This is a genomic window from Orbaceae bacterium lpD04, assembly GCA_036251935.1.
Taxonomy (GTDB): Bacteria; Pseudomonadota; Gammaproteobacteria; order Enterobacterales; family Orbaceae; genus Orbus; species Orbus wheelerorum.
Genome location: CP133967.1, coordinates 1,703,273 through 1,724,348, shown reverse-complemented (window position 1 = coordinate 1,724,348; position 21,076 = coordinate 1,703,273). Strand labels below are relative to the sequence as shown.

The following is a 21,076-nucleotide window of genomic DNA, read 5'->3' as shown; positions in this document are numbered from 1 at the left end:
GAAAAAAGATGACATCAGTAAATGAAATAATTAATAAACATCAATCTGGCTTCGTTTATTTGCAAGGATATTTTTATGTTTTAGGCGGGAAGAATATAACGGTTTTTATTTCAGATAAGGAAGAGTTTATGCCAAACGATCCTTTTATTATGTTACCTTCAAATATAGCTGATATTGTAATGTCTCAGGATGAGATTTTAGGTGTTCTTGTTGGTGGAATTTATTTATACTATTCAGTGAGGATAGAAATAGAAGGCGATATTAGCTTTAGTAAGGAATGCGCGTGCTTTGAAAATATATATAAACTAGTTCTTTTTAATGATGATGTAAAGCAATCATTTATTATTTGATTCATTTCATTAAAGATATTGTGAGTGATCTTGCAATATCTTTGTCTGTAACATTATATTTATATTTTGGCGATGATCAATATTGGTTAGTTTTTTTCTGTTGTAATCCTCTTAGCCTAACTCAGTTCTGCGATCTATTTCATATTTGTTGCTTATGCGATCTCCATCGCAATGTTTTACTTGCGGTTTTGGTTTTATCGGTTTTTGCCTGTAACTACTGAATTAATATATTGTTTTATATTTATTTCATTGTTTAACTAAAAATATCTTAACCATTATCTTATCTTCTTTCGGCAGCTTCTCAATCGCTTTAATCAGCTTAAAAAACTCTCTGTCATTAAATCGGACATAACCCGCTATCATCTCACTAATAAGCTATGATCTACAGCCGCAATTTTTATATTAAAACATATATCACGATAAATTTTGAACGAAAACTAAGCAAGCTAATGCACTGTTAAATGAATGCCATCGATTTAGTTCGGGACATTGTTGTACAAGGTAAAAACTTAGGGCAAAAATACAGTAAAATAGAGGCGCAGCTTGAACTAAAAGCGCAAGGCGGCGTAAGTAACGAACAAAAAGATGCTGCTATCGCAGCCTTAGGTAAGAATGCCAGCGACAAAGATATTGAAAACTATACCATCAATCAACTGGTGCAGAAAAATGGCATTGGTAGTATGGGTGATGGCTTTAGCAAAGGGCTTGATGCGGCCAGTGCCATTGTTATCGGCATTATTAGTGGCGATATTACCGGTGGACTAGCTGGCGCCAGTGCGCCTTATTTGGCTGAGCAAATTAAAAAGCAAACCGGTCATTATGATGAGGCGGCCAAAGATTGGAAGACTGATGATAAAGCAGCTAATTTAATTGCTCATGCGCTCCTCGGTGCTGCGGTTGCAGCAGCACAAGGTAACTCAGCATTAGCCGGTGGGGTTGGCGCCGTAAGTGGCGAAGTTGTGGCTGATTATATTCGTAAAAACTTGTATGATGATCGAGATCCTAAAGACTTAACCGAACAAGAAAAAGCCAATATCAGCGCCCTTGCGCAAATCGCCAGTGGCTTAGCTGTTGCCGCAGGAAGTGGCGGAAGCATTGCCGACACGGGTACCGCGGTTGCCGGTAGTAAGAATACAGTTGAGAATAATGAATTACAACAGCTAACAGGTTTTAATAGAAATGATAATTTTATTGAAATTTTTGATAAACAACATGAAGAAAGAGTTGCAAAAATTGCAGCAGATATATGTACGTCAGGAATGAGTGCTCAAGTTTGTACGGGTAAAGTTAATGAAGTTATTAAAAAGGAGTTTGATAAAGGTGTTAGCCAACTTATTGAGTTTACAACCTTATCACCATTAGTTGGTGAAGCTGACTCAATTTATATCATCTGGAAAGGTAGAAGTTTATCTGGAGATGAAGTCGATCGTTTGTGGGGAGTGCTTGGTGTATTTACTTTAGGTTATGGTCAAAAAGTAAAAATGGTGGACAAGTTAGGTAATGAGCTGATTTCTACTGGTGGTAAAATTATTAACAAAACAGATAATATTTTAAAACCAACTGAAACAAATAATTCCAAATCATCATCAAACTTAGGAGCTCAAGCAAGTAGTCCTCCGACTAAAGTTGAAACACCGACAAGTGGCTCTTCGATTGATGTGCCAAAAGTAGAACATACAGGAGGAATATCAGATTCTGTGTCAGTGACAAATCCAGGCTCTCAGTCAAGTAGTACGGCAACAATTCCAGGAAAGGGGATGACTGGTACAACAAGTAATGGTTATAAGGTATCAAATGGATCAGATACGATAGTTGCCAAGGCTGAATTAGAACATTTAATTACTCAGTCTCGTATTAATATTCAAAATGGCGATAATAAGACTGGCTGGAATCATGTTGTTGAGCGCCATTTTTCAGATAAAAATGCTAGCCAATTCACAATTAGTCAATCTGAATTGAAAACAATACTTCAAAGTAAGCAAGTTTCTAAAGTACCTATTAGTAGAGTTATTGATAGTGCTGATGGGCCTCGTTTCGAGCGAGTTATTACATTTGATAAAAATATAGGTGTAGATAAATTTAGTAAAGGTAATTTGATTACAACAACACCAGGAAGAATAAAATGAGATTAATAGGTTCTAGGACAGAAAGCTTAATAAGAGAGAGATTAGAAAAATTTGAGCGGATTCTTTTAAGTGATGAGGTTATATATAATCTCTTAGTTAGTCATTTTGACGAAGTTAAACATAGTTATTGTTTAAGTCAAATTATCGAACAAGCTGAGGATATATATACTTTGTTAGTTAATGGTGAGTATATTATCGAGTTTGAATTGTCCCGGTTAGATTATTCAATTAGTGATATACATGTAGAATCATTAAATGAATATTCTAAAAAAATTAAGGATAAATCATCTAAGTTGACTCTAGCTATTGCTATGGACCTCTCTAATAAATAGTAAATATAATCCTTGTAACGGTCAACTAAAATTGGAGACACTTTTAGGCAGTTTTTAATAAATTATACTCAAATTTAGCTGGCGAAATAAATCCTAGTTTATAGTGCCTTCTACCACCACAACGGACACGCAGCGAGGCTACCAAGCAAGCACTGTCGGTAGCACTGAAGGCAATGTGACGGTTAATGCGGGAAAGACTTGTCGGTGAAAGGCAGTGAGGTTAAAACGGGGCAAGATATTAGCCTTGATGCGGGCCACGATTTAACGATGCTAGGCGCAGTCAATACGCAGCATAGCGATAAAGATGAAAAAAGCTATGGCGGCGGCGTGGGGATCAGTTTTACGGTCGGTGGCGACCAAACGGGACTGCGCTTTACTGGTAATGCCAACTTTAGCCGTGAGCGTGAAAATGCCGATGGCAGCGCGTGGAGTGAAGGGATTGTTGATGCCGGTAAAAACCTGACAGTTAAAACCGGTAATAATACCAGCTTGGTCGGTGCGCAGTTAAAAGGCGATAGCGTTAAATTGGACGTGGGTCATAACCTCAATATTGAGTCATTGCAAGACAGTGACTACTACGATTATGATAAAATCACCGCTTCGGTCAATGGCTCATTTGGTACAGGTTTTAGTGGTAACTTAGCGTTATCACAAACCAAAATGGACAGTAATTGGGCCAGCGTCACCGACCAGTCGGGTATTTTTGCTGGTAAAAATGGCTTTGATGTGACCGTTGGCAATAATACCGACCTTAAAGGGGCGGTCATTGCCTCAACCGCTGAGGATAAATCAAACAATAAACTCGACACTGGCACCATTAGCTTTAGTGATATTGAAAACAAAGCCGACTTTGATGTCAGCCATGTATCGGTAAGTATTGGTACTAGCGGCACATCACCGACAGCGGGTATGCCATCGATTTATCACAACAGTGATAGCGCTTCAAGTACCACCAAGTCAGCGGTAGAAGACGGCAAGTTAATTGTGCGTAATCAAGATGAGCAAAAACAAAATATTGATGAGTTAAGCCGTAACACTGAAAACGCCAATAATCCATTAGGACAAATCTTTGATAAACAAAAAGAACAAGACCGCATGGATGCCATCGATTTAGTTCGGGACATTGTTGTACAAGGTAAAAACTTAGGGCAAAAATACAGTAAGATAGAGGCGCAGCTTGAACTGAAAGCGCAAGGTGGCGTAAGTGATAAACAAAAAGACGAAGCTATCGAAGCCTTAAATCGACACCAGAAGCGATTTATAATTATACGGTCAATCAACTGGTGCAGAAAAATGGCATTGGTAGTATGGGCGATGGCTTTAGCAAAGGGCTTGATGCGGCCAGTGCCATTGTTATCGGCATTATTAGTGGCGATATTACCGGTGGGCTAGCTGGCGCCAGTGCACCTTATTTGGCTGAGCAAATTAAAAAGCAAACCGGTCATTATGATGAGGCGGCCAAAGATTGGAAGACCGAGGATAAAGCAGCCAATTTAATCGCTCATGCGCTCCTCGGTGCCGGAGTTGCAGCCGCACAAGGTAACTCGGCATTAGCGGGCGGTATTGGTGCGGTTTCGGGTGAAGCGGCAGCTGATTATATTCGTAAAACCCTGTATAATGATCGAGACCCAAGCAACTTAACCCAAGCTGAAAAAGAAAACATCAGCGCCTTAGCGCAATTAGCCAGTGGCCTTGCTGTTGCAGCAGGAAGTGGCGGTAATATTGGTGATGTTGGTACCGCGGTTGCTGGTAGTAAGAATGCAGTTGAGAATAACCGTTTGGCTACGGTTGAAGAGCAAAAGCCAATCGATGGACTAGCTAAAGATAATGAACAAGAAAAGCTACTTTATCAGGCAGCAGCTTGTACATTAATAAATTGTTCAGCGGAACTCGCTGACGATGATCCAATGAAAAAGCTATATCAAACATTGGAAGAGCTAGGTAGTACTGATGAGCTAAAATCTTACCGTGAAGCGTTAGCGTTGCAAGAGTATATAAAAACGAATTTTGTACCAGATGTAACTGGTTTTTATCCAATTACTTATGAAACCGTTGAAAAGCTGTTTGAGTATACAAGTGTTGATAAGTTTGTAGATTCAGCTGCTTATATTAATAATGAATACAGTGTGACAACCCGTGTAGGTGGGGCACTCCAAGTTGGATTTGCAGCAGGAGAAGGGGCTTTAGCAATGACGCTTTCTCCTGCTTGTACAAGCGTAGTTGGGTGTGCTCCAAGTGCATTATTAACTTGGTCTGCCATTGATAATGCGACAACTGGAGTGACAGTGATTATTGATGGTAAGAGTTATGCAACACAAACAGGAAAAGGACTGGCGAAATTACTAAATATTTCTGAATCTAATGGGGATTTGTTGTTTAATGCCGCAACAGGTTTAGCTTCAGCAAAAGGGTTGGCTAATTTAGCCTCTTCAAGTCTATCTTCTGGTAATAAATTAACTACAAAAGAGTCAGAAACAATAAAGAGTGAAGTTGATCGTGTTGGCAAATTAACAGTAGATCCACATGCAGGAAAAGTAAAGTTAGCAGAAGGTTCAGCTGCGACTGATTTAGAAAAATTGTTAGGTGGAAAAGTTGAACGTATTAAAGATAAGGATAATTTAGCTGATTTTGTTTTTACAAGCGGCCCAAATAAAGGGAAAACAGTTGATTTTATGTTCACCACTGCTAATGGTACAGAAAAAGAAATCAATGCCATGAATCAATTTTTTAACAATAATTGGGATAACAATATTGAAGTTCTTCATACTCATTTAGATAAAGCTGATATTGTTCCTTTGGATTTTAGAAAGTTGACACTTGAAAATCAACAACGACTTGAAAGCTATATCAATACTTTATCAAAATCACAGTAATCAAAACTTTATATTATGAGGTAATTATGGCAAATGCTTTTGTTTTTGGTAAAGATAATGTTACAGGTTTTGGTTCTACGTTTATTGATGTTCTTGCTGATTATTGGAGACCTTATATTCAGCAAGTGGGTGTAGATGAAAAAGTTTATTTTTTTTATGATATGTTTTACGGGTATATTGATTTTAGTGAATTAACCCAAGAACAATATATGCAATGTTACAAACAGCTTGAGAAAGCTATTGAAATTGATTTAGATAAGATAGAGAATTTTTATAATCACTATCCTAAAGAACTTGTTTATAAGGCTTGGTTTAATGAAATTAAGCCAAAGATGCAGAGCTCCCCATTGTACCAGTCTTAAAATGTTTAACCCAGTTTTGCTATCTACTTCGCAGAACTGACTAAATTATCTTTCAACTATGCGATCGGCTTCGTAAGTTGGACAATCAACTTGCCTTTTTTGCAGTAATTATAACGGGCTGCCCGGGCGCAAAGCCGAACTGTTCCAGCCAGTTCCCTTTTAGGTGTAGTGCTGGGTATTTGCTGTAGTGGGGCTGCGTTCGGTTTGCTTTAGGTTCATGGCGGACGATGATATAGCAAGTAATATAATGCTACTGCGAGAACTCTCGCAATGTTTTACTTGTGGTTATGGTTTTATCGGTTTTTGCCGTAGAATGGGCGTTAGTCATGATAATTAAGCATTGGTATCAGGTTACCTCCTGTTACTGCTACGTTCATATATTGTTTTATATTTATTTCATTGTTTAATTAAAAACATCTTAACCATCGTCTTATTTTCTTTCAGCAGCCCCTCAATCTCCGGAAACAATTGCAAAAACTATCTATCTTCAATTCGGACATAACCCACCATCATTTTACTAATAAGCTTTAAGCTGCAGCCGCAATTTTTATATTAAAAACATATATCACGATAGATTTTGAACGAAAAAAGCAATCTAATATCTCAGGTAGGCTAGCTGGTACCAGTCGCCTTATTTGGCGCTATTTAAGGTGAAGCCAGCTACAACAATTGTTAGCAGGCTGGTGACGGACACTAGTATAATCGGTATATAATAAGACAGGATTACCCAAAACTTATGTCTGGAAGTAAGGAATAAAATCAATAAAAGAGGTTAAACAATTATGTTTAGATTTGAGTTAGGTGGGTATTATTTAGATAAAAATACACGAGTTCAGTTACCTATAAAGAAAGCTCCGTCAATTGACGAACTCACTAATTATCTTAATATCTTAAAAAAATATAATGGTGTTTTAGTTTTAGACAATAATCAGGAACATAAACATCGTCCTTATAAAATGGTACTTTACTCTGATTATAATTATCTAATTATGTTAGAAACATTAATGACTAATGGGGATATTGAAGTTAGAACCTTTTATGATAATTCAGTCTCTAAAGAATTTATATCTATACTAGGAGAATCTTATGCAAAAGCTTCTACCGTTACTGATTTTTCATTAGTAATACAAGTATTTAAAGAATTTTATGAAAATGGTAATGTGAGTAAAGATATTCTTAATTGATTTTATATATGTCACTCTGAACCAAGGTTGATATTGTTAAGTTGATTTATATAAATCAGGTCAGTTAACAAAAGCTGATTTTGAGTAACTTAGTTGCCGCATGAAGTGGTGGTAATGTCAGTGATGTTGGTACCGCGGTTGCAGGTAGTAAAAATGCGGTTGAGAATAATGAGTTTAGTTCATTGAATGGTGTTGATTTTATTGGTTTATCACCAGAAACAGGAGCAAATTATACTTCTATAGCTAAAACTCCAGCGGAATATATGAATAGAGAAGAGGTTATTGAAGCATTTGGGGAACTTATTAAAGGTAAAGGGATGTCAACTGGCAGTACAGAGATTGTTTATATTTATAGTGCGCCAGGAGTTATCGTAGGAGCTGCAGCAGTTGCTATTGAAGCTGGTGTCCCTGTTGCTATTGTGCAAAGTTCTGTGATTAGTGCTGGAAGTAATGGTGTGTATCAGTTGATAAACAAACCTCTTGATCAGTTTAATTTAACTGATTTTAGTTTATCTGCAATAACAGGTGCTGCAGGCTCAAAATTTGGTGTAGTTGGTAATTCTATATTAGGAGGTAGTAGTGGTTTTGTTAGTTCACTAATAAATGGAAAAGATCCTGTTTCTAGCACTATTGGCGGGGTTATTGGTGGTGGTAGTGGGAGTGTTGTAGATAAAGTTGCTGGGCCTATTGTAGGTTCGATTATATCAGAAGCTGTTAGTGACAATGCCACTGACTATATTAGTGATGATATGAAACAAACAAATAAATGATAAAGAAATAGAGAATTAATAATGAAATTTTATTTATTGCTTTTTTTTCGTTTAACTTTTTTAGGTATAATTATTTTTCCTGTAGCCTATTTAGGGGCATTTATATTATTAGAATTAATAAGCTATGCTCATTTTGATTGGCAAAAAATTATCACTCAATTTCCGATTAAAAAGATGATTGTCTGTGGAGGAATTGTTGTTGTAGCTAATTGGGTTAATTTTATTCTTAAATATAGAAGATCAGTTATAAGAGGTATTAAAAGTATAGAAGTACTAGTTTTATTTGGATATAAGGCACAAGTTAATAGTATATCGCCAAATATAAAAATTCCATTTTACAAAATTAATAATGATTTTTTTTACAATTATTCCCCAACGATTAATAAAATAAACATTATTTTAAAAGAAATAAAAAAGATAATTAAAAATGCTGAGCATAAAAATATCGTAATTAATTTAATTGATTCACCTGTTACATTTAAAGATCTAAGAAAAAAAATATTTACTAATTTTAACAATGAATTCAATAAAATAATTATTATTGATAAAACAATGAATGTAATAAAGATTAAAGATGGTGATTGGTTAAATATTAACTCCCTTAACTTATTATACCAATGTCCTTGCTGTGGTAATCATACATTAAATCAGCAAGGAAAAGAGGAAGTTTGTTCTATTTGTAGCTGGATTGATGATCCTTTACAAACATTAGATCCTGATTATAAAAATGGCGATAATAAGATTAGTTTGAATCAAGCTAGATTAAAATGTAGAAAAAGCAGTTGTTGAGAATAATAATTTGGGTCTGGCTTTAGTTAAGGCTGCAGAATCTAGATGTAGTGGTGATAAAGAATGTGAGCAAAAAACAATCGATGATGGTATTAAAGGTTATAATGATGGGCTAGAAAAATATGGTACGCCACAGGTCATAGTTTTAGGTGTAGCAATTGCTGCTCCGATTGCTTTAGAAGCAGCTATTCCAGCAATATCAGCGTGTTTGGGAAATCCTTTATTATGTCTAAATAGTGTAGGTACTTTTTCAATTGAACTTATAGGCGCAGATGCCACGTCAATGGGACTTATGGCTGGTGTTGGTTGTGGCGCCAAATTGACACAAGAAGAGATAAAAATACTCGCTGAGGCAATGAAGAAAGATCCCGTTTTTGCTAAAAAACGGGAAACCGCAGCAGTTGATCAAGTTAAAGCAATCACCAAAGATGTTATTTATGATGCCAAATACAATACTTTAACAGTATTAAAAAAAGAAGCTGGAAAGGGGAGATAGGGCTAATCACTAAAAATAGCGATGATTTTATTAAGCAAACACCGTTAGAAGGATAGGATCGTCTGAATACGCCAGATCTTGGTGGCAGTGGTAAATTAAAACCAACCGAAGCGGCAGCGGCTGCACAGCTTGAGTCATCTTTATGTAAAATGGAGCGTTATACGTCACCATCTGGAGCAACGCAGGGCACATCTCCAGATTTTGTCATCACATCTGGCCCAAATAAAGGTAAAACAGTAGATGCATTGTATACAACTGATAAACTATCACAAAACGAAATTGATGGCATAAATAAGTTTTATGAAAAAATATGAATGAGGGTAAAGGTAAAGAGGTTATTCGGAAACATTTGGAAAAAGCTGATTTTGTTCCTGTTGATTTTAGAGTATTAACGCCAGCTAATCAAAAAAATATTTATGGATCATATAAAAACACTACCTAAGTCACAGCAAGATAAAATTATTATTATGAGGTAATAACATGGGGGCAGTTATATTTTTTAGTCAAAATGATGAAAATGAAAAAACTGAAGATAAATTTAAATCAACTTATGTAAACGGTAGCTATTGGGATGCTTTTGGTGATCTGCTCGATGCGGTATTTTTGCCTAGCCACTCTAAATTACATGAAATAATAAAGTCTGAGGAAGGTGAATATCTAAAGTTTTATTCATTTGTAGAGTTAGATAAAGAGCAATTTAATCAGTCAGTTAATTTAATTATGGGTTATATTGCAAAGCAACAAAATCCGACTGAATGGCAAAAAATGGCACAGGTTGTATGGAACGAGATTGCTGAACCTTATGTTGTTCAAGATGAGCGTTATCAAAAAGATTAAATTTGATATTTTCCAATCCTGCTATCTATCATGGAGAACTGGCTTAGTTATCTCTTACTTATGCGATCTACTTCGCAAGTTCAATAATAAGTTGCCCCTTTTTAGCGGTAATGGTGACGGGTTTGCAGGTGGTAAATCCGAACTGTTCCAGCCAGTTGCCTTGCTGTTGCAGCTGGAAGTGGCGGTAATATTGGTGATGTTAGTACCGCGGTGGCTGGTAGTAAAAATGCGGTTGAGAATAATTGGGGTGCTTCAATGTTTGGATTAAGTACTGCGCTTAAAGGTTACTACACATCAGAAAAAATATCAGATGAAGATAAGAAAAATGCAGCAGAAGGTGGTGTTATTCTTGCTGGAGTTACAGCTGGTGTTGCCGCTGGAGTAGTTGCTTCTCCACTATTACCTGAAAGTGCAATCATCGGTGGTGCGATTAGTGGACGTATGAATGCTATAACTACAGGGGATGTTAATGCCACTGATGTTGGTATATGGACCGTAGTTGGTGTTATAACTGGAGGTTATGGTACTGTCGGTTGGGGAGTTGCGGGAGCTGCGACATCTAGTTACTTAAAAGACGAGGATCCTGTTGTAGGAGGAGTAATTGCTGGAACTTCTTCACTTATTGGTTATGGAGCCGGGAAATATGCTCAAGGTTTTTTTCAGAATAAACTTAATCCAGTAGCAAATAAGTATCTATACGAGGCAAGTAATGGTTTTACTGGTTTCACAGGTAATTATATAGAAAGCTCTATTCCCGCATATGCAGGGGGGTATTTAGTTCTGGCTCAAGTGAAGGTACTAATTATCTAATCGATAAAATGAGAAAATATAAAAATGAAAAGAAAGATGAATAAATATTATGGTTTATTTTTTTTATGTACAGCAATGTATTTAGGTCTATTTTTAACAATCATTGTAATAAGCTTTGTTTATGCATTATATATTTATGTTAGTTATGATTGTTTTTTGTATGAAAAAGAATATATTATTCTAGCACTAAAAATTTCTTTGTTAACTATACCTGCTAGTATATTTATGTGGTGTTTAGAGTGTCGTCGTCTAGGTATTAAGATCTTTAGCAAATGAGAAATATTATACCTTTATCGATATAATTTTAGTTCTATGATTTGTATTGAAGAACTTATGAATAGATAAATTATAATGCCCTTATTTAAAGAATGCAAATTTGCACTAAAAGATGATTTTACTATTATTGATAGTGATTTATTGGAAAGTACTATCACATTATCGAAAAATTATTCATTTTTAATAATGAATTAATTTTCTAACTCAATTCTTTGATTGAAAAGGCTAGTTAACAAGGCCAAAGTTAACAATAGCATCTTGTTAAATTATTTAATCAATCCTCGTATTTAAAAGCCTTCATGCCCTATCATTAGCTTTGACAATATAACCGACTATTGCCTAATAAGGCGTTAATATCAAGATGTATTTTTAGCTATCATGGCTAATTTCTGCATTATTTTTTCATTAAGATTAATTTTTCCTGATCGATAAGGAAAAAGTTGGTTAGTAATTTATTTTTTTCCTTTTTATAATAATTTTAAATTTAAAATCAACGATAGGTACTTAATTATGAATAATAAAGGATTACCAAAAGATTTTTTATGGGGTGGCGCAGTTGCCGCTCATCAACTTGAAGGTGCGTGGCAAGCTGGAGGGAAGGGAATTAGCGTTGCTGACGTTATGACGGTAGGCTCACCGAAAAGTCATCGTAAAATTACCGAAGGCGTGATTGCAGGTGAATACTATCCCAATCATGAGGCAATTGATTTTTACCATCAATATAAAGAGGATATGGCACTTTTTGCTGAAATGGGATTTAAGTGTTTTAGAACCTCCATTGCTTGGACTCGTATCTTCCCTAAAGGTGATGAACTGACACCAAATGAAGAAGGGTTGAAATTTTATGATGCGCTATTTGATGAATGCTTAAAACATAATATTGAGCCGATTGTAACGCTTTCTCATTTTGAGCTACCTTATCATTTGGTTACGCAGTATGGTGGTTTTAGTAATCGAAAATTAATTGATTTTTTTGTCCGCTTTGCGGAAGTTTGCTTCAAACGTTATAAAAATAAGGTCAAATATTGGATGACGTTTAATGAAATAAATAATCAAGCTAATTTTAATGAAGATTTTGCTCCATTTACGAATTCAGGTATCTTTTATAAAGCAGGTGATAACCGTGAATTAATTATGTACCAAGCCGCTCATTATGAACTTGTTGCCAGTGCAAAATCGGTTCAAATTGGTCATCAAATTAATCCTGATTTTCAAATTGGTTGCATGATTGCCGTGGTGCCAATTTATCCTCAAACATGTAAACCTGGCGATATATTAATGGCGCAAAAAGCGATGGAGCGCCGTTATTTTTTTACTGATGTTCATGTTCATGGCAGTTATCCAAACTACATTAAAAAATATTGGCAACGTAAAGGATTTGCATTAGATATTACCAATGACGATCTTAACATCTTAAAAAAAGGCACTGTTGATTACATTGGCTTTAGTTATTACATGTCATATGCTATTAACAAAAAAGCAGGTAATGATACCTATGATTATAATGAAAGTACCGATCTTGTTCGCAATCAATATGTAAAAGCGTCAGATTGGGGATGGCAAATTGATCCAGAAGGATTACGTTATACGTTAAATTGGTTGACTGATATGTATCGACTGCCACTCTTTATTGTTGAAAATGGTTTTGGGGCTTATGACCAAATTAAGGCCGATGGCACAATTGATGATCCTTACCGCATTGAATACCTACGTGAACATATCAAACAAATGAAACTGGCCGTTGAAGAAGATGGCGTTGACTTAATTGGCTATACGCCTTGGGGCTGTATTGATCTGGTTTCAGCCGGCACGGGTGAAATGGAAAAACGTTATGGGTTTATATATGTAGATAAAGATAACAAAGGCAATGGCACATTAGCGCGTCGTCGAAAAGCATCATTTGCGTGGTATAAGCAAGTTATCTTATCGAATGGGGAAACACTCTAAATACCAATTATCATTAGGAGAATATATGAAAAAAGCGTTAATTATCTGTGCTTCAGGCATGTCATCATCTTTAATGGCAAAAAAAGTAACAGACTATTTTGTAAGTAAAGATAAAGCGATTTCTGTTGATGCCGTTTCTGCAACCGAAGGTAATGGTATGATTAAAAATAGTGATTTCTCGCTGTTTTTAATCAGTCCACAAACTATGATGATGTTTGATAATCTGAAAAAGTTGGGCGATGAGGTGGGTAAACCGGTGGTTAGTATTCCTTTTCCTGCATATATTCCGATCCCATCAGGCATTGAGCAGCTAGCAAACCTTATCGAAGATAGTATTAAATGAGAATTATGATGTATTGCTCCTCATTATTTTTTAGGTGTCGTCATTTGGCGCCATCTAAAAATTAATGTAACAGTTAAGCTACGCTTATTTTCTGTTAGGTAAAATGCCTTAATTGCAAGCTTTGTGGCAAAGGGCGCATTATTTTCAATAATTATGGATACCGATGATAATGATAAAAAATAAGCAACGTGAACTAATTAGTTTGCTCGCTCGGTCTAAAAATACATTTAAAACCAGCACTGATCTTGCTATCGACTTATCATTATCTGATCGCACTGTTCGAACTTATCTTAAAGACTTAAAAGAGGTTATTGAAGATAACGGTGGACAAATTATTAGTAAGCAAGGACACGGCTTCCAGCTTCAAATTAAAGATAGGTCGGCATTTAATTCATTTTTAATCATGCACAATCTTTTAGATACAAATGAAAAACAATCGAAGAGCAGAGAAGCATCTGAAAGAAAACATTACTTACTCAATTTACTCTTATTAGAAAGTCAAAAAATAGATCTTGATGATTTATCCGAATGCCTATTTATCAGTACATCCCAGTTAAATAAAGATATTGCTGAAATAAAAAATCAGCTAATACCGTATGAATTAACGCTTAAAAAAAACAGATCAATCGTGTTTGTTGAAGGACTTGAAAGGGCTAAGCGGCACTTTATTATGAGTTATTTTTTTCGGCAAAAATCAGTTAATTTTTTGCAGCAGCTAACTAGTTCAAATAAGTTTTGCGAAGCGATCAGTTTTGATATGTTAACCATTATCATTTTAGATGAATGCCGTGAAGGTAATATAAGATTATCTGATGTAATGATCCAAAATGTAGTGTTACACCTTGCTTTAAGTATTAAACGTTTGCAATCAGGGCTTTCTATTCAAAATATAAGCATGCCTCAGGCAACGAAAACCAATGTTGAATATCAAATTGCTAAAAAGATTATTGATAGAATTGAATCTATTATTGGGTTTTCTTTTCCAAAAGAAGAGCAAATGTACTTAACGTTGCATTTAATGACGAAATCTAATTTTATGCGACACGAATCAGATTTAGATCTCTGCCTGCCATTGACCGATTTATTATTTAAAATCCAACAAGAAACCGGTTATCTTTTTGCTCAAGATGAGCAATTAAAAAATGGGCTCATTCAGCACTTAAAACCGATGTTGATACGTTTAGAGCAAAATATTAAATTAGACAATCCTCTATTAGATGAAATTAAACTAAATTATCCTGAACTTTTAGCGCTAATCAAACATTATTGTGGTCAGCTTCCTAATCTAATGCAGTTTGAAATTAACGATGATGAATGGGGATATTTAGCATTGCATTTTTTAGCGTCTATTGAAAAATTAAAAAATGAACAAAAAGCAAAAGTAATTATTATTTGTGCAACAGGCCTTGGTAGCGCTCAACTATTAAAAACTCGTGTTGAAAGTGAATTTGATGAACGAATAAAAATAGTTGCGATAAAAGGGTATTATGAAACTAATACTGAAATGTTAAACGATGTCGATTTTATTATTTCGTCAATCGATCTTTCCTCAAAAGTATTTAAAATTCCGGTTTTTCATGTTTCAGTTTTTCTAACTGAGCAAGATGTTCAGCAAATTCGCCGTTATCTTTCATGTTATAAAGCGCCTATATCAAATCGCAAAAAACCGAACGTAATGTATTCAAGTATCAATGCGGGTAGTTATTTAAGCGATATTGAGCAAATCATTGATGATTTAGCCGCCGATTATTTTTATCTTTGCCAAGAAACCGTAAAAGGCAAAGCAGAAATTTTAGACCATTTACTCAATTTATTAGCTTTCGATGAAGCCAAAAATTACAAACAAGAGATGAAACAGCAAATAGAAAATCGCATGGCATTAGGTGAAATCTTTTTTAGCCAAACCATTGTTGTGCCACATCCAGCCATTGCGGTGAGTAAATTATCTAAAATAGGCATTGCAATTATGCCTAATGGCTTATTTTGGGATCAAAATTACCCAAGTGTCCATTTTATTTTTATGATTTCCCCCTCTATTTACCAAAATCCTCATTTAGCAATAATGACGAAAGCGATTGTCGCGTTGATAGAGGATTTCGATGTACAACAAAAAATGCTACGGATTGAAAACTTTACTGAATTTAAAAAACTTTTTATGACGCTTATTGAAAAAGGAGCTTAGTAATGAATGAAAAAATGACCACCGAAGAGATCCAACTTGTTGCATTTACGATTATTTTGCATAGTGGTAATGCAAAAACCAAAACGCATCAAGCATTTAAAGCGATGCGAGAAGCTAATTTTACATTGGCAAATCAACTACTCGAAGAGGCAAATGACGAAATATTACAAGCTCATAAATCACAAACGGAGCTACTTCAATCCTATGCTAATGGCAAAAAAATTGAAATGGAAATTATTATGGTTCATGCGCAAGATCACTTAATGACAACGATGACTTTGCGGGAAATGGCGATTGAAATGGCTTATTTATATATGCAACTTAACAGTGTTACAAACAATGTAAGAGGTTAAAATGAATAGTATAATGAGGGAAGGGTTAAACATACAGAAAAAAGTCAGCTTGACCAATCTGTATTTCAACCGATTTTTAGCTATTCGTTATACCACTGCCTTTTTTTTATTTTTAAATCTTTATTGGGCTATATTTCTTATTGGTTCGTTATCATTTGCGGCTATTTTACCGTTGTTTTTATTTATTTTAAGCCTATTTACTGCATTGGAGCAAGTTAAGCTCTATCGCTGTCATAGTAACAAATTACCTTATGCGTATTTTTTTTATCGTGTTTTAGTGGTGAGTTGCATCATCTTACTTATTACACTTTATTCCCGTTTGTATAACGATTTCTACCCATTTCTAAAAAATACACACGATGTTTTAAATATATTAACGGTATTACTTATTTTTAGCCTATCTATTTCATTTTTAATGTTAAAAAAACTAAATAAAATTAAGCTCGACCAAGATAAACATTTTAAAAGAATTCAAGCTTATGAAGAAATTATTAATTAAATAAGGAAAATTCAATGAATACTGGATTTGTGGTTTTACAAAAGTATCTGATGACGCCTATGGCAAAAATATCTCAATTTAAGCTAGTACGTGCTGTCATGGCAGCAGGAATGGCATCGGTACCTTTCACTATCGTTGGCTCTATGTTTTTAGTCTTTAATATTTTGCCAATGACATTTACTGGATTACAAGGCTTTTTTGAAAGCACGTTTTTTAAGGTCAGCGATCTTTATATGATTGCAAATACTGCAACAATCGGGATTTTAGCGCTTTATTTTAACTTTGTTGTCGGTTACGAATTAACTAAAATTGAAGCAGAAGAAACAGGCCTTAATGTTAATGCACTTAATGGTGCGATGTTATCCACGTTTGCTTTTTTTATGACGTTGCCTGAATTAGTTGTACAAAATGGCATGATCAGTTTAATTAATAACCAAAGTGAGCAGGTGATCAATGGATTTCGAATGGGATCGGGAATAGTCCGTTTAGGCACCGGTGGCATTTTTATTGCAATTATTATGGCCGCTTTAGCAACCAAGCTCTATTTTTTATGCGTCAGGCGCAATTGGGTCATAAAAATGCCAGAAACCGTGCCATTGGGGGTTTCACGTTCTTTTACGGCACTAATTCCAACGTTTGTAATTGCGCTTAGTGTCATTATTCTTAATGGTGTATTAGTTTATTTTGGCACCGATATTTATAGTGTTATTGCTATTCCGTTTACCTTTGTAACCAATTTGACTAAAAGCTGGCTGGGTGTCATGGTGATCCTATTTTTAATCCATGCGCTATGGGTTGTTGGTATTCATGGGGCAAGTATTATTGGGGCGTTAATAACGCCTATTACACTGGTTAATATGTCTGAAAATACGATGGGAGCCCATATTCCATTTGCTGGTGAGTTTAACAATTCACTTGTTATTATTGGGGGTTCTGGAGCAACACTATTGATGACTTTTTTCATCGCTTTTTGTGCAAAATCAAGCCAATTAAAAATATTAGGTAGGGCATCTGCCGTTCCTGCAATATTTAATATTAACGAACCCGTTATTTTCGGTATGCCAATTGTTTATAATCCCTATTTAGCCATCCCCTTTTTCTTAGCGCCAATGGCGTGCGGCACGTTAGGTTATTTCGCAATTAATATGCAAATTATTCAACCTATTGTCGCATTAATTCCTTGGCCATCGCCGATAGGATTAGGGGCATTTATTAGCACAGGGGGGGATTATAAAGCGATTGTTGTTGCAATATTATCAGCAATTCTTGCGCTACTTATTTATCTTCCTTTTGTGAAGTTTTATGACAATAAATTATATAAAGATGAACAAAAAAAAGCTGAAAAATAGATTGAACGAGCATCATTATCAGTGACATATTGATAACCCCCAAAGTAATGGGGGTTTTTATTGCAAAGGGTATCAATAAATTGTTTCATTCCTCTTGAGTTTTTTTGCGTTTAAAGATAACCATTTTATTTGATTGAAACGGCTATTTAACAGGGCAAAAGTTAACAAAATAACCTTTACATAAATCACTAAAAAGTGCCTTATAAACAATTTTTAAAATTAGATGTTTTATCTTATGTCCAGATTGATTATGACGAGAAATCATCAATTAAATTTTACGCCTTAACGTAATGAGGATTTTATTTAATAACACAAATTATCGGTCATAATATTATCAATAAATGCTTTAATTACCTTGGCATTCTGCTTTTATGCATCGTTATTTGTTTTTTTATAAAAAATTTACACTTTAATAAGTAAATGTAGACTTAGTTAAGTTGAAACTGTTGATTTTTTTTGTTTTAATATCGTCGATTTTTCATTTGGTGACAAATCATACAACTTATTCTTATAAAATTTTTAACAAGGAAATAATAAAATGCGTTTAAAGCAGTTGGCAATCGCAGTTACATTAGGAACCATTTCAACCGTAGCGCTTGCTGAAAATACTGGATTTTATGTTGGTGGCAAGTTAGGTGCAAGTATCATGCAATCGAAAGATGTCCAGTCGCATGGTAATGATGTTACAGGTGCTGGTTATGACTATGATTTATATGGTGATAAGACAAAAACAGTTTTCAACCTAGGTGTAAATGCGGGTTATGATTTTAATGTTTCTTATAACATACCAGTGCGTGCTGAACTTGATTACACTTATCGTACTGATGCTAAAATAAGCACATCAGATTATATCTTTTCATCAATGCAAGGAACTGCTGGTGGGGAATATGAACATGCTAATTTTAAAATTAGACAATCAACATTAATGGCTAATGGTTATTATGATTTTTATAATAGTACTGCCTTTACGCCTTATGTTGGTCTAGGTTTAGGTGTGAGTTTTGTGAAATATAAAGATGACGTGGATATGTCAAAAACAAAATTTGCATGGTCGGCAATGGCGGGGGTAAGTTATAAAGTGATGTCAAACTTAACTGCTAATGTTGAATATCGTTATCTTGATAGTGGCAAAATTAAAGGCAGTGATAGTGATGATTATATGAATTATAGCTCTTCAGCTAAACTTCATACAAATGACGTCAGCATCGGCCTTCGTTACGCATTTTAATATTGGTAAAGCTTAAGCTATATTGATAGTAACTTTAAGCTAGTTTTGCAATTAACAAGGCAGAACTAGCTTTTTTCTAAACATTATTGCGCTATTTTTAATAAACACGATCTTATAAAAAACGATGAGGTATCGTTATCTCAAATCATTTTGATTAGCTGCAATAGGCGCTAATATCATCTATTTTAACAAACCTTCATTAACTAATTATGTGTCAAATAACTTAATAGTAGTGTAAAAACAGCCATTAAAACAACCGTTCCTAAGGCAATCCAATATTTACGTTTTACTTTATATTGTTTTGTTTGTCCAAATCCACCGTCGATATGAGAGTGCTTCTTGTTATAATAGTAATAAATCGGTAAGCCAATAAGTGTTAATACAATTGAGATAATACCATTTAAGGTTTGGTAAATTAACATACCATAAATAACATAAGCGGCGCCACAAATTGCAATTAACGGAATGATAGGGTAGCCGATGACTTTATAAGGCCTTGGTACATTTGGGTATTTTTTGCGGCCAATAATCACGCCTATGAAAGTTAATAGATAAAAAATCCAAATTGAAAACATCGATATTTCAGATAATCTATCGGCATCAAGTAACGTTACATATAAAAAAGCTAAGACGATAAGCAGTAAAATAGCATTAATTGGTGAGCGACTATCATCATCGATGGTACTAAGGAATTTTGCCCCAATAATATTACCTCTTTCACCCATACCAAAAATAGTGCGTGAAAGTGTCATAATATAACCATTAATCCCACCTAAAATTGAGATCATAATACCAACGGCAACAAGATTACCCCCAAGGTGACCAAACATACGCTGCGAGGCAACGGCTGATGCATCATGCCCCAGCGAAACCATCTCTTGTACCGGTAGGATTTTAAATAAAGCTATATTGATACAAGCGTAAACAACCACTAAAAATAAGATCCCTAAAATAATGGCTTTAGGTAATATTTTGGCTGGGTTATTAATTTCGCCAGCAACCGATGCCACCTGTGCCCAGCCATCATAAGCAAAGAGGGTAGCAAGAATTGCAACCGCAAACGGTGCCATTGATTCAATGCCTTGACCACTGCTACTAAATATCGCAACTTGGCCATTCCCTTTAAATAAGCCAAATACGGTAAGTAATAAAATTGGAATTAATTTACAAACGGTTGCAATGGTTTGTAAGTAGGCGGCCTCTTTTACACCAATTGCATTAACAAATGCAATAAAACCAAGTACCGCAATACTGACAACCATACGGTAGTCATCTGAGATCGAAAATAATAAGCAAAATACCGAGCTAAAATAACCGACTAAAGCGCCAACAAGGGAAGGGGCAAAAATGACGGTTATCATCCATCCATATAAATGGGCCACTTTTGGGCCGTAGATTTTTTCTAAATAAACTAACAACCCACCGGTTCTAGGAAACATCACACCGAGTTCACAAAGCGTTAATCCACCACAAATAGAAACCACACCGCCAACAATCCACGCTAATAATGCATAATTATAGTCTCCGGCGATTTCAAGTACTGCAGGTGGTTTCATAAATGCACCGGCGCCAAGTACCATACCAACAACTAACGATAACGCGGAAACGAGTCCGAGATCTTTACGTAATTTATTTTCAATATTGTTATTTTTTATATCTGCCATGCAGATCTCCTAAACGAATAGCATTTTAATGGCTGCAAATAATAGCTAAACTCTACTTTTTTGTGAGTTTTAGATTAACGATTTACTTTCCATCATCTTAATCAGGTTTAAATAGAATACTTTGCTGTATTATGCATTTATCTCGACACATCATCAAAGGTAAAAGTGAGTTAAAGTATGATTATAATTAATTTTAATGAGTGATAAGTGATCATTAAAAAATAGTCTCATTTTTTTGATTGCTCGTTATTTTAAATAAATTCACTGCATAAATCACCGATTTTTATCAATTAAGCCCGTTTATTA

20 protein-coding genes and 1 pseudogene are annotated in these 21,076 nt (G+C 35.0%); 20 read left to right on the top strand and 1 reads right to left on the bottom strand.

The features are described from left to right. Positions 1-8: 8 nt before the first annotated feature. The 20 genes and pseudogenes from RHO14_07775 (at position 9) to RHO14_07680 (ending at position 19,106) form a co-directional block, all read left to right on the top strand. Positions 9-350, top strand: coding sequence for a hypothetical protein (locus tag RHO14_07775; GenBank protein WVD70252.1), 342 nt, complete (start codon positions 9-11; stop codon positions 348-350). Positions 351-811: 461 nt separating this feature from the next. After that, positions 812-2,476: a VENN motif pre-toxin domain-containing protein gene (locus RHO14_07770; GenBank protein WVD70251.1), complete on the top strand. Its 1,665-nt coding sequence runs from the start codon at positions 812-814 to the stop codon at positions 2,474-2,476. Then, on the top strand, positions 2,473-2,808 hold the full coding sequence (locus tag RHO14_07765; GenBank protein ID WVD70250.1) for a hypothetical protein: 336 nt from the start codon (positions 2,473-2,475) through the stop codon (positions 2,806-2,808). The genes RHO14_07770 and RHO14_07765 overlap by 4 nt, the downstream gene beginning before the upstream one ends. 204 nt (positions 2,809-3,012) lie before the next feature. Continuing rightward, entirely contained in the window at positions 3,013-4,200 is a 1,188-nt protein-coding gene (locus RHO14_07760; GenBank protein ID WVD70249.1) for a hemagglutinin repeat-containing protein, read from the top strand. Then, a complete protein-coding gene (locus RHO14_07755; GenBank protein ID WVD70248.1) occupies positions 4,092-5,681 on the top strand; it encodes a VENN motif pre-toxin domain-containing protein in 1,590 nt (529 codons plus the stop codon). The genes RHO14_07760 and RHO14_07755 overlap by 109 nt, the downstream gene beginning before the upstream one ends. A 26-nt stretch (positions 5,682-5,707) precedes the next feature. Then, positions 5,708-6,043 carry a hypothetical protein gene (locus RHO14_07750; GenBank protein WVD70247.1) on the top strand — a complete coding sequence of 112 codons (336 nt, stop codon included), beginning with the start codon at positions 5,708-5,710 and terminating at the stop codon, positions 6,041-6,043. Positions 6,044-6,825: 782 nt separating this feature from the next. Further along, the gene (locus tag RHO14_07745; GenBank protein ID WVD70246.1) at positions 6,826-7,227 is read left to right on the top strand and encodes a hypothetical protein; all 402 of its coding nucleotides are present in this window, start codon (positions 6,826-6,828) and stop codon (positions 7,225-7,227) included. 263 nt (positions 7,228-7,490) lie between these two features. Further along, positions 7,491-7,997 (top strand): hypothetical protein, encoded by a 507-nt coding sequence (locus RHO14_07740; GenBank protein ID WVD70245.1) that lies wholly within the window; start codon positions 7,491-7,493, stop codon positions 7,995-7,997. A gap of 21 nt (positions 7,998-8,018) precedes the next feature. Beyond that, entirely contained in the window at positions 8,019-8,786 is a 768-nt protein-coding gene (locus tag RHO14_07735) for a CPCC family cysteine-rich protein (protein WVD70244.1), read from the top strand. Positions 8,787-8,796: 10 nt separating this feature from the next. Next, complete coding sequence (locus RHO14_07730; protein WVD70243.1) at positions 8,797-9,282, top strand: hypothetical protein; 486 nt, start codon at positions 8,797-8,799, stop codon at positions 9,280-9,282. Positions 9,283-9,431: 149 nt separating this feature from the next. Further along, positions 9,432-9,724 (top strand): annotated as a pseudogene (locus RHO14_07725) (hypothetical protein). A gap of 38 nt (positions 9,725-9,762) precedes the next feature. Continuing rightward, positions 9,763-10,119, top strand: coding sequence for a hypothetical protein (locus tag RHO14_07720; protein ID WVD70242.1), 357 nt, complete (start codon positions 9,763-9,765; stop codon positions 10,117-10,119). 210 nt (positions 10,120-10,329) lie between these two features. Next, a complete protein-coding gene (locus RHO14_07715; GenBank protein WVD70241.1) occupies positions 10,330-10,929 on the top strand; it encodes a hypothetical protein in 600 nt (199 codons plus the stop codon). Between the two features lie 786 nt (positions 10,930-11,715). Beyond that, complete coding sequence (locus RHO14_07710; GenBank protein WVD70240.1) at positions 11,716-13,152, top strand: 6-phospho-beta-glucosidase; 1,437 nt, start codon at positions 11,716-11,718, stop codon at positions 13,150-13,152. A gap of 25 nt (positions 13,153-13,177) precedes the next feature. Beyond that, entirely contained in the window at positions 13,178-13,495 is a 318-nt protein-coding gene (locus tag RHO14_07705) for a PTS cellobiose transporter subunit IIB (protein WVD70239.1), read from the top strand. Positions 13,496-13,664: 169 nt separating this feature from the next. Beyond that, positions 13,665-15,677, top strand: a complete 2,013-nt coding sequence (locus RHO14_07700; GenBank protein ID WVD70238.1) for a PRD domain-containing protein — start codon at positions 13,665-13,667, stop codon at positions 15,675-15,677. Positions 15,678-15,679: 2 nt separating this feature from the next. Continuing rightward, entirely contained in the window at positions 15,680-16,030 is a 351-nt protein-coding gene (locus RHO14_07695; GenBank protein WVD70237.1) for a PTS cellobiose transporter subunit IIA, read from the top strand. Position 16,031: 1 nt separating this feature from the next. Beyond that, positions 16,032-16,529, top strand: coding sequence for a hypothetical protein (locus RHO14_07690; GenBank protein WVD70236.1), 498 nt, complete (start codon positions 16,032-16,034; stop codon positions 16,527-16,529). Positions 16,530-16,543: 14 nt separating this feature from the next. After that, positions 16,544-17,878 carry a PTS cellobiose transporter subunit IIC gene (celB, locus tag RHO14_07685; GenBank protein ID WVD70235.1) on the top strand — a complete coding sequence of 445 codons (1,335 nt, stop codon included), beginning with the start codon at positions 16,544-16,546 and terminating at the stop codon, positions 17,876-17,878. Between the two features lie 538 nt (positions 17,879-18,416). Further along, positions 18,417-19,106: a porin family protein gene (locus RHO14_07680; protein ID WVD70234.1), complete on the top strand. Its 690-nt coding sequence runs from the start codon at positions 18,417-18,419 to the stop codon at positions 19,104-19,106. Between the two features lie 203 nt (positions 19,107-19,309). On the opposite strand, the gene RHO14_07675 is transcribed toward RHO14_07680, so the two are convergent. After that, a complete protein-coding gene (locus tag RHO14_07675; GenBank protein WVD70233.1) occupies positions 19,310-20,770 on the bottom strand; it encodes an amino acid permease in 1,461 nt (486 codons plus the stop codon). Between the last annotated feature and the right edge of the window lie 306 nt (positions 20,771-21,076).